We start from the raw sequence: 9,473 nt of genomic DNA on the forward strand, positions 1-9,473 counted from the left end.
TCGCCGGGGGGGGGGGGGTTAACCCCCCCCCGGGCGCCGCCGCGTCGTCCGCCACCGGGGCTACCAGGGGCCGTACGGACCGGTGTTGCTCCGGCCGCCCCGGCCGCCGCTGCCTCCGGTCAGTGCCCGGATCGCCGGGCGGACGTCCACCACGTAGACGATCGAGGCGACCAGACCGGCCAGGGTGCCGATGCCGGTGAAGAAGTTCACCCCGAACAGGAAGTCCCAGCCGAAGGAGATCGCCAGGATCGCCACCCAGAAGCCCTTGGTCTTCTTGTCGGCCGCCCGGTAGGCGTCCTCCCGGCGGGTGACCGCGTCGGCCAGGGCGAACAGCTTGTAGCCGAGGATGGCGATGGTCGCCCACCAGATCGGGTTCAGATAGGAAAAGGCCAGAATCTGCAACACTCCGACCATTTCGATCTCCTCTGCTCTCAACTCCGGCACTGCGACCGCCGCCCATCCTGGCACGACGACCGTCCACGACGGGGTCAACGTCCTACGGTCACCTACTGTGCCCCTCGGGGCACCACGTCACTCCGCGGCGTCGGCGGCGCCCTTGCGGGCCCGGGCGGGCTTCTTCGGGGCGGGCTCGGCGCCACCCTCCGCGGCCGGGGCGGGCTCGGCCGGCTCCGCGACCCCGACCGGCTCCACGGTCAGCTCGGGCCGCTCGGACGGCTCGCCCTCCTCCGAGGCTCCCGGGCGGGCCTTGTCCACCACGACCTTGCCGCGCTCGGCCAGCTCGTCGTAGGTCTCCTTGGCCTTCACCGCCAGCTCGACCGCGCGGGCCACCTGCTGCAGCGCGAAGCCCTGGGCCCGCTCCTGCAGGGCCTTGAGGTCCGTCGGCATGCCGGTGACGGTCTCGGTGACCTTGGCCTGCGCCCCGGTCAGCAGCGACTGCGCCTCCTGGAGCGTGGCGGTGGCCTTCTCCTGAGCGCCCTTGCGGTCCGCCGCCAGCGCCTCGACCCGGCCCGGCACCTCGCGCAGCTTCTCGTACGCGAGGTCCCCGGCGCCGGCCAGGGCGTACAGCGGGGTCGGGTCGCTGAGGGTCTTCTTGATCTCGTCGGTGATGGGCATGGTTACCGGTCCTCCCGGTGGGTGTTCTGGGTGGCTGGGCCGTCGGTCGTCGGGGTGGGTGCCGACGCGGCGTTCTCCTTGAGGAAGGCGTCGTAGACCGCGAGCAGCGCCTGCTTCTGCTGCTCGTTGATCAGCGGATCGGCCAGGATCGAGGCCCGCAGTTCCAGGCCCTCGCCCCGCCGCTCCTCCAGGATCCCGGCCTGGACGTACAGCGTCTCCGCCGAGATCCGCAGCGCCTTGGCGATCTGCTGGAGGATCTCCGCGCTCGGCTTGCGCAGCCCGCGCTCGATCTGGCTGAGGTACGGGTTGGACACGCCGGCGACCTCCGCCAGCTGCCGCAGCGAGTACTGGGCGTTGCGGCGCTGCTCGCGGATGTACTCGCCCAGCGAGCCGACGTTCAGTGAGGCCATGCGGACAGCCTGCAACACCCCGCTTGCAAATGCAAGCAGGGTGCTAGCGGCAGCAACCGCGCGCCCCCGTCGGGGCGCGGCCGGAGCCAGGGCGGACCGGGCGGTCAGGCCAGATGGGCGAGGAGGAGCTCAATGAGCCGTTCGGGGGTGCGCAGCGGGAGGTAGTGGTCGGCGTCCGGGACGAGGTGGCCGCGGGCACCGGGGATGTCGTCGGCGAGCCGCCGGGCGATGGCCGCGATCTCCGGGTGGTCGCGGTTGCCGTGGACGACCAGGGTGGGCGCGGCGACCGTGCCCAGGAGCGGCTCGGCCGCCCGGGCCGGGGCGCCCGCGAGGTGGTGCTCGCTGACGATCCGGCGGGCCGCGTTCTCCTCGACCATCGCCGCGATCAGCTCGCCGCCCGGTGCGCCGCGGCCCAGGGCGGCCCAGACGGAGAGCTCCAGCTCGGCCAGCTCCGCCGCGTCGCCACGGCGCCGGGCCTCGGCGTAGGCGGTGGTCTCCGGGGACGGCGGCCAGTCGTGGCCGCTGACCGAGGCGCCGACCAGGCCGAGCGCGGTGACCCGGTCGGGGTGGGCGAGGGCGAAGTCCAGGGCGGTCTCCCCGCCCATGCTCAGACCGACCAGCGCGGCACCGGGCAGACCGAAGTGGTCCAGGACGGCGCCCAGGTCCGCGACGTCGTCGAAGGCCTGCTCCGGCGTGCTGGAGCGGCCGAGGCCGCGGGCGTCGTAGCGGATCACGTCGTGGTGCCGGGCGAGCGCCGGGGCGACGGCGTCCCACAGCCGGGAGTCCATGCCGGAGCCGTGCAGCAGCACCACCGGGCTGCCGGCTCCTCGGCGCTCCGCCCACAGCCGGCCGCCGCCGGGGGCCGGAACGTGGACCGTGCGGGCCTGTTCCGCGGGGACGTGCTCCGCGGGGACGTGGACCCCGGAGCCGGGGGCTTCGGAGCCGGGGGCGTCAGGGGCAGGGACGTCCGAGGCAGGGGCGTCGAGGGCTTCGGGGTGCGGGCTCATGCGGTGATCCTTCCAGAGCCCCGGCGAGGCCCGCCGGTCAACCGGACTCGGGCAGCCGGACCGGCATCAGCACGGAGAAGGTACCCGAACGACCGGGCGTGCGAACGGCCAACGGGGCGATCGGGCCGCCGAGTTCGAGGAGCAGCTGCCCGGGGCGGCCGGCGTCGAGGGCTTCCAGCAGGAAGTCCCGGTTGACGGCCAGTCGGTAGCCCTCGGGGGCCGGATCGTCGGCGACCGTCAGGCGGCCGTCCCCGGTCAGGGTCAGGACGGTGACCTCGCAGTCGGCGCCGTCCGGGCCGGAGGGCAGGGTACGGGTGGCCCCGGCCGCCACGGCCGCCCGCAGTTCGGCGGCGGAGAGGGTGATCCGGTGCTCCGGCGCGAGCCGGGTGACGGCCCGGTGGTCGGGGTAGTCGAAGTCCAGCGCGGCGCCCTCGATCCGGTGCTCCCCGACCTCGGCCCGGACCGGACCACCGCCGAGGGTGAGCGCGACCTCCGCCGCCCCCGAGCCGAGCAGCGCGCGCAGCGCGTCCACCAGCGCGGTCGGGACGACCGTGCCCGCCACCGGCCGCTCGGGCGTGTCACCGGCGGCGGACACCTCGGCGAGGGCCATCCGGTAGCGGTCGGTGGCGACCAGGCGCAGCACCGGGCCGTCGGGCTCGAAGAGCACGCCGGCGAGCGAGGGCAGCTCCGGGTCCCCGCAGACCGCGAAGCGGACCGCGTCCAGGGCGGCCGCGAGCTCTTCGGCCGGGACGGTGAACCGGAGTCCGGCGGGGGTGGTGGTCATCGGCTGCTCCCTCTGGTCGATCATCGCGTGGATCAGGGAGAGCTCGCGGCGGGCGTCGGCGAGGCCGTCCTCCAGACGGCGCAGGTGCGCGTCGAGCACCTGCCGGGCCTCCTCGCCGCCGGGCGCGGCGCCGAGCACGGCGCGGACGTCCGTCAGCGGCAGGCCCACCCGGCGCAGCCTGGCCAGCAGCCGGGCGTCGGCGAGCTGGCCGGGCCGGTACCAGCGGTAGCCGGTCTGCGGATCGACCCAGGCGGGGGTGAGCACCTCGGCGCCGTCGTAGTAGCGCAGGGTGCCGACGCCCAGTCCGCTGGCGCGGGCCAGTTCGCCGATGCTGTGCAGCTCGCTCTCCATGCCGGTGACTCTGCGGGCTCGACCTGGTCGAGGGTCAAGCCGGGTCGGGCCGGTCGGCGCCGTCACCGGGGGCGGGAGCGTCGGCGGCGGGAGCGTCGGCGGCGGAAGGGACGGGGGCCGAGGGAGGCACGGGAGCCGGGTGAGGGGCGAGGGCTGCGCCGGCGAGGTGGGCCAGCTTGTGGGGGTTGCGGACGCTGCGGATCCCGGCGATCCGCACGGTGCCGTCGGGCTGCTCGGCGAATTCGAACACCGACACGGAGTCGACGGCCCCGTCCACGGTGACCAGCGCACCGGGCTCGCCGTTGACCAGGACCGGACGGGCGCCGGCACCCTCGCCGAGCTGCCCGAGCCCCCCGAGGACGAAGCGGGCGACGTTCTCGGCACCGATGACCGGCCGCAGCGCGGCGCGGATCACCCCACCGCCGTCCGTCCAGGCGGTGACGTCGGGGGCGAGCAGTTCGAGCATCCGGTTGAGGTCGCCGCCGGCGCAGGCCACCAGGAACTCGTCGGTGGCGCGGCGACGCAGCTCGGGCGGGGCGTCGTAGCGCGGCCGGCCGGCGCGCACGTGCGCCCGGGCCCGGCTGCCGACCTGACGACAGGCGGCTTCGGTGCGGTCCAGGGCCTCGGCGATCTCCTGGTAGGTGAATCCGAAGGCCTCCTTGAGCACGAACACCGCCCGCTCCAGCGGGGACAGGCTCTCCAGCACCACCAGCAGGGCCACCGAGACCGTCTCGGCCCGCTCGACGCCCTCGGTCGCGTCCGGCTCGGTGACCAGCGGCTCGGGCAGCCAGGGGCCGACGTAGGACTCGCGGCGCACGGCGGCCGAGTCCAGCTTGTTGAGCGCGAGGTTGGTGACCGTACGGGCCAGGAAGCCGCCGGGACTGGCGACCGGGCCGGTGACGCCGCTCCAGCGCAGCCAGGTGTCCTGGACCAGGTCCTCGGCATCGGCGACGCTGCCGAGCATCCGGTAGGCGATGCCGAAGACCGTCCGCCGGTGCTGCTCGAAGTCGGCCAAGCGGGAGTCGGCCAACAGGGAATCGGCCGACGGCGCGTCGTGGGTGTCGGTCACCCGCGCGACGCTACCGCACGGTAGCCGCCGCGCTCAGCCCCGGAAGGCCTCGTAGGCGGGGGCGAGCACGACGGCGAGGTCGCGGCCGTACACGGTGATGCCGGAGCGGCCGAGGCGGCGCAGCGAGGACTCTTCCGGACCGTCCTCCTCCGCCGCCGCCGGCGCACGGCGCAGGGTGAAGTCGCCGCACCAGTAGGCGGCGACGTTGACCACGGGCGGTTTCGGTTCGTCGCTCACGCGTCCTCCTCGGCCACGGCGTCCTCCCGGGTGAGGGCGACCAGTTCGCGCAGCGCCTCGACCGGCAGGTCGGTGAGCCAGCGCTCCCCCTCCCCCACCACCGCCTCGGCCAACGAGCGCTTGGCGGCGAGGAGTTCGTCGATCCGCTCCTCGACGGTGCCGACGCAGACCAGCCGGCGGACCTGGACGTCCCGGCGCTGGCCGATCCGGAAGGCCCGGTCGGTGGCCTGCTCCTCGACCGCCGGGTTCCACCAACGGTCCAGGTGGATCACCTGGTTGGCGGCGGTCAGGTTGAGGCCGGTGCCGCCGGCCCGCAGCGAGAGCAGGAACACCCCCGGCCCGTCCGGGGATTGGAAGCGTTCGACCAGCTCCTCACGGCGCGCCCGGGGCAGGCCGCCGTGCAGGTAGAGCACCTCCTCGCCGAGCCGGCGCTCCAGGTACGGGCGGAGCATCGCACCGAACTCGGCGTACTGGGTGAAGACCAGCGTCCGGTCGCCCTCGGCCAGCGCCTCCTCCAGCAGTTCCGCCAGTCGGGCGACCTTGCCCGAGCGCCCGCCCACCGCCGAACCGTCGTGCAGCAGTTGGGCCGGGTGGTTGCAGACCTGCTTGAGCTTGCCGATCGCGGCCAGCACCGTGCCGCGCCGCTCCACGCCCCGGATGCCCTCGACCCGCCGCAGCAGGTCGGCGACCACGGCCTGGTAGAGGCCCGCCTGTTCGGCGGTGAGGTTGCACCAGACGGTCATCTCCTGCTTGGCGGGCAGCTCGGCCGCCACCGCCGGGTCGGACTTGACCCGGCGGAGCACGAACGGTGCGGTGCGGCGGAGGAGTTCGGCGGTGCGTTCGGGACTGCGGTGCAGCTCGACCGGGATCGCGTAGCGCTCCTTGAAGCGCTCGGCCGGGCCGAGCAGGCCCGGGTTGGCGAAGTCCAGGACGGCGTGCAGTTCGGCGAGCCGGTTCTCCACCGGAGTACCGGTGAGCGCGATCCGGTGCCGGGTGACGGGAAGCGCGCGGATCGCCCGGGACTGCGCGGTGCCGCTGTTCTTGATGTGCTGGGCCTCGTCGGCGACCACCCGGCGCCAGCGGATCGCGCGCAGGGCGGCGAGGTCGCGCTGGACCAGCCCGTAGGTGGTGATGACCAGGTCCACGCCCCTGACGGCCGCGGCGAGTTGCTCCGCGCCGAGGCGGCCGGCGCCGTGGTGGACGTACCGACGCAGACCGGGGGCGAAGCGCTCGGCCTCGCGCTGCCAGTTGCCGACCAGGGACATCGGGCAGACCAGCAGGGTGGGGCCGGCGGTGTCCTCCGCCCCCTTCGCCGCCCCCTTCGCCGCCTCCGGCCCGTCCACCCCCTTCAGCCCGTCCGCCACCTTTGCCGCCTTCGCCGCCTCCGCCCGCTCGGAGGCGAGCAGGGCGAGGGTCTGGACGGTCTTGCCGAGGCCCATGTCGTCCGCCAGCACGGCGCCGAGGCCGAGTCCGGACATGGTCCGCAGCCACGCCAGTCCGCGTTCCTGGTACGGGCGCAGCTCGGCCCGGAAGTCCGCCGGCAGCTCCGGGGCCGGGGCGGCGACGGCCTGCCCGGCGAGCAGCTCGCCGAGCGGGCCGTCGGCGCGCACCGAGGTGACCGGCAGCCCGGCGACCGTCGCCTCCGGGTCGAGGGCGAGCCGCAGCAGCTCTCCGGCGGCGAGCACGCCGTCGCGCCGGTCGGCGAGGAAGGCGAGCGCGGCGGCGATCTGGGCCGGGTCGGCCTCCAGCCAGGTGCCGCGCACCCGGACCAGCTCCTGCTTCGCCGCGGCGAGTTCGGCCAGTTCCCGCTCGGTGAGCGGCTCCCCCTCCGGGCCGAGCGCGACCTGCCAGCGGAAGGCGACCACGGCGTCCCGGTCCACCTGGCCGGTGGCCGCGAGCGAGCCGGGTGCGGGCGGGGTGGTGGCGCGCAGGGCGAGCCCGAGCCGGGGGCGGCGGCGCCACCAGGCGGGCAGCAGCACCCCGAAGCCGCCCTCGGCGAGGGCGGGCGCGGCGGTGCGCAGGAAGTCGAGCGCGCCGGCCCGGCCGAGCGGCAGGGCGGACGGGTGGGAGCGGTGGCGCAGCCCGTCCAGGGCGGGCCAGCGGTGGGCGGCGCGGGCGAGTTCGGCGACCAGCACGTCGACCGGGTCGGCGCCCTTGCGGGCGAGCGCGGCGTGGGCGGCGCCGCCCTCGTGCAGGTCGGCGGCGCGGACCAGCAGGGAGGGCTCGTCCACGGCCTGGAGCAGGAACTCCAGCTGCCACGCGTCGTCGGAGGGCCGGCCCTCCGGGTCGTCCTGATCGGGGCCGAGCGGCTCGACCAGACGGAAGCAGAGCCGCAGCGCCGGATCGACGGGCTCGGCGGCGGCGTACCAGGCGCCGAGCCCGCGGCGCAGTTCGGCGAGCTCCTCGGGCGGGGAGCCGTCGAATCCGCCGTCGGGGGTGGTGAGGGCATGCAGCCAGCGCTCGGCGACGGCCGCCCCCGGCCCGGCGCCGCCGTCGACCGGGAAGGGGGACGGGGCGTCCGCCAGTGCGGCGCGGGCCTCGGCGTCCACCAGTGCGCCCAGGGCCGCGCCCAGCAGCGCGTCCCCGTCGTCGGCGCCGTACGGCCACTCCCCCAGCAGGACGGGCGGGCAGCCGGCGGCCAGGGCGGCGGCCTCGCGGCGCCCGGCCGGGGTGAGGTCGGGCCGCCACCGGGCCTGCGGGCGGCCGTCGGCGGCGGTCACGGGCAGCGGCTGGACCCGGCCGCGGCCGACCGTCCGCCAGGCGAGGTCGTGCACTCCGGTGAGCCAGCGCAGCGAGGGGCCGTGGACCACCTCGACCCGTCCGGTGCCGGGCAGATCGCTGCTGGTGACGGCCCAGACCGGGTCGAAGACCTCACCGAGCAGCTGGGCGGCGGCCCCGGCCCCGAAGAGCAGGGCCGGCACCCGCCAGGGCGTGAGCACGGCGCCGCCGCGCGGCGGGGCGACCGGAAGGTCGGGCGAGGGCGCGGGGACGGTGCCGACGGTGGGCAGCAGCAGGGTGGCCCAGCGTTCGGGGGCCTGTCCGGCGAGCCAGCCGAGGCCCGGTCCGATGCCGCCGAGCACGGCGGCCAGCTCGCCGGCCGGGCAGGCGTAGGGGTGGGCGCGCGGGGCGGGCCGGTCGGGCTGCGGTTCGGCGGCGCCGGGGTGGGCGCGGGCGTCCTCGGCCCAGAGCGCCAGGTGCCCGTCCGCCCGCCAGAGCGCGTGCAGGACGAACATCGGGGGCCTTCCGGGCGGGGTGGGACCGTCCTTCGCAGCCTATCCGGGAGGTCCGACAGGGCGGGTCCGCTGAGCCGTTCGGAGGAACCCGGAGGACTATGGTTGAAACTTGAACGAAGTTGTCCTACGCTGGAGCCAACAAGTTGAAGCCTAAACAACTGGCTTCGAACCAAGGAGGAAGCCATGGGCCTGTTCAACCGCACCAAGACCGTCACCGCCCCCGCCGCGACCGCCGTCCCGACCCCGGCCGGCCCGGACCTCGCCCACCTGACCGGCGACTGGACCGTCGACAACACGCACAGCGAGATCGGCTTCTCGGTCCGCCACGCGATGGTCACCAACGTCAAGGGCCGCTTCACCGAGTACGACGGCAAGCTGCACCTGGACGGGACCCACCCGGGCAACTCCTCGGCCGAGCTGGTGATCAAGGTCGCGAGCGTCGACACCAACCAGGCCCAGCGCGACGAGCACCTGCGCACCGGCGACTTCTTCGCCGTCGACACCCACCCGGAGATCCGCTTCCGCAGCACCTCCGCCCAGCTGCTCGGCGGCGACTCGTACCGGATGACCGGCGACCTCACCATCAAGGGCACCACCCGCCCGGTCGTGCTGGACCTGGAGTACACCGGCAGCGCCACCGACGCGTACGGCGCCGACCGGGTCGGTTTCGAGGGCAAGGCCGTCGTCGACCGCACCGAGTTCGGCCTGACCTACAACGCCGCGCTGGAGACCGGCGGCGTGCTGATCGGCGAGAAGGTCAAGCTCAGCTTCGACATCTCCGCCGTCAAGGCGGCCTGAGCCGGCCGTCCCCCCGAGCACTGCCCCTGCCCTTCCCCCCGGGGGCAGGGGCGGTCTTCGTATGACGGCCGCCCGCCCGTACGGCGGTCGGCCGCCCGCGCCCGCCCCTGCGCCAACAGCACCGCGTCCGCCCCTGCCGCAGCCACGCCGCGTCCGCCCCTACGGCAGCAGCGCCGCGTCCGCCTCGGGAAGCCAGCTGCCCGGCGGACGGCGCAGCCAGCCCTCGGCCGCGCCGAGCGCGCCGGCCGCGGCGGCCAGCGCCCGCAGCCCCGGGTGACGCTCCCCGGGCCGGTGCACCAGGCTGACCAGGCTCAGCGGCACCGGTTCCACCAGCGGCACGTTCACCGTCCCCGGGATCCGCGGGCCGCCGACCGTGGTCAGCATCGGATCGCCGTGCCGGGCGAGGTAGCGGGCGGTCTCGTCGACGCCCACCGGCGGCACGTACGGCGCGGCCGCCGTCAGACCGTGCTCCCGCAGCAGCCGGGTGCCGAGGTCGGCCCACTCGGTGGT

At 75.5% G+C, this 9,473-nt stretch carries 9 protein-coding genes and 1 pseudogene; 1 reads left to right on the forward strand and 9 read right to left on the reverse strand.

Translation table 11 applies throughout. The features are described 5' to 3' along the window. Positions 1-60: 60 nt before the first annotated feature. From ACFWJ4_RS39585 to ACFWJ4_RS39620, 8 genes are all read right to left on the reverse strand, one after another. The gene (locus ACFWJ4_RS39585) at positions 61-414 is read right to left on the reverse strand and encodes a DUF2516 family protein (protein ID WP_380553786.1); all 354 of its coding nucleotides are present in this window, start codon (positions 412-414) and stop codon (positions 61-63) included. Between the two features lie 117 nt (positions 415-531). Further along, complete coding sequence (locus tag ACFWJ4_RS39590; protein WP_380553789.1) at positions 532-1,074, reverse strand: hypothetical protein; 543 nt, start codon at positions 1,072-1,074, stop codon at positions 532-534. A 2-nt stretch (positions 1,075-1,076) separates the two neighbouring features. Further along, complete coding sequence (locus ACFWJ4_RS39595) at positions 1,077-1,484, reverse strand: helix-turn-helix domain-containing protein (RefSeq protein WP_380553792.1); 408 nt, start codon at positions 1,482-1,484, stop codon at positions 1,077-1,079. A gap of 104 nt (positions 1,485-1,588) precedes the next feature. Then, positions 1,589-2,491: an alpha/beta fold hydrolase gene (locus ACFWJ4_RS39600; RefSeq protein WP_380553795.1), complete on the reverse strand. Its 903-nt coding sequence runs from the start codon at positions 2,489-2,491 to the stop codon at positions 1,589-1,591. 37 nt (positions 2,492-2,528) lie between these two features. Next, a complete protein-coding gene (locus ACFWJ4_RS39605) occupies positions 2,529-3,626 on the reverse strand; it encodes a MerR family transcriptional regulator (protein ID WP_359910429.1) in 1,098 nt (365 codons plus the stop codon). Positions 3,627-3,660: 34 nt separating this feature from the next. After that, a complete protein-coding gene (locus ACFWJ4_RS39610) occupies positions 3,661-4,659 on the reverse strand; it encodes an RNA polymerase sigma-70 factor (protein WP_380553803.1) in 999 nt (332 codons plus the stop codon). A gap of 69 nt (positions 4,660-4,728) precedes the next feature. Continuing rightward, on the reverse strand, positions 4,729-4,932 hold the full coding sequence (locus tag ACFWJ4_RS39615; protein WP_380553797.1) for a hypothetical protein: 204 nt from the start codon (positions 4,930-4,932) through the stop codon (positions 4,729-4,731). Next, positions 4,929-8,165, reverse strand: coding sequence for an SNF2-related protein (locus tag ACFWJ4_RS39620; RefSeq protein ID WP_380553800.1), 3,237 nt, complete (start codon positions 8,163-8,165; stop codon positions 4,929-4,931). The genes ACFWJ4_RS39615 and ACFWJ4_RS39620 overlap by 4 nt, the downstream gene beginning before the upstream one ends. 183 nt (positions 8,166-8,348) lie before the next feature. On the opposite strand from ACFWJ4_RS39620, the gene ACFWJ4_RS39625 reads away from it, so the two are divergent. Next, positions 8,349-8,963 carry a YceI family protein gene (locus ACFWJ4_RS39625; protein ID WP_359910420.1) on the forward strand — a complete coding sequence of 205 codons (615 nt, stop codon included), beginning with the start codon at positions 8,349-8,351 and terminating at the stop codon, positions 8,961-8,963. Between the two features lie 159 nt (positions 8,964-9,122). Here ACFWJ4_RS39625 and ACFWJ4_RS39630 read toward each other — a convergent pair. Then, a pseudogene (locus tag ACFWJ4_RS39630) lies at positions 9,123-9,473 on the reverse strand (LysR family transcriptional regulator); the annotation flags it as partial.

The sequence above is a fragment of the Kitasatospora sp. NPDC127067 genome (genome assembly GCF_042724755.1).
Classification (GTDB): Bacteria; Actinomycetota; Actinomycetes; order Streptomycetales; family Streptomycetaceae; genus Kitasatospora; species Kitasatospora lactacystinica.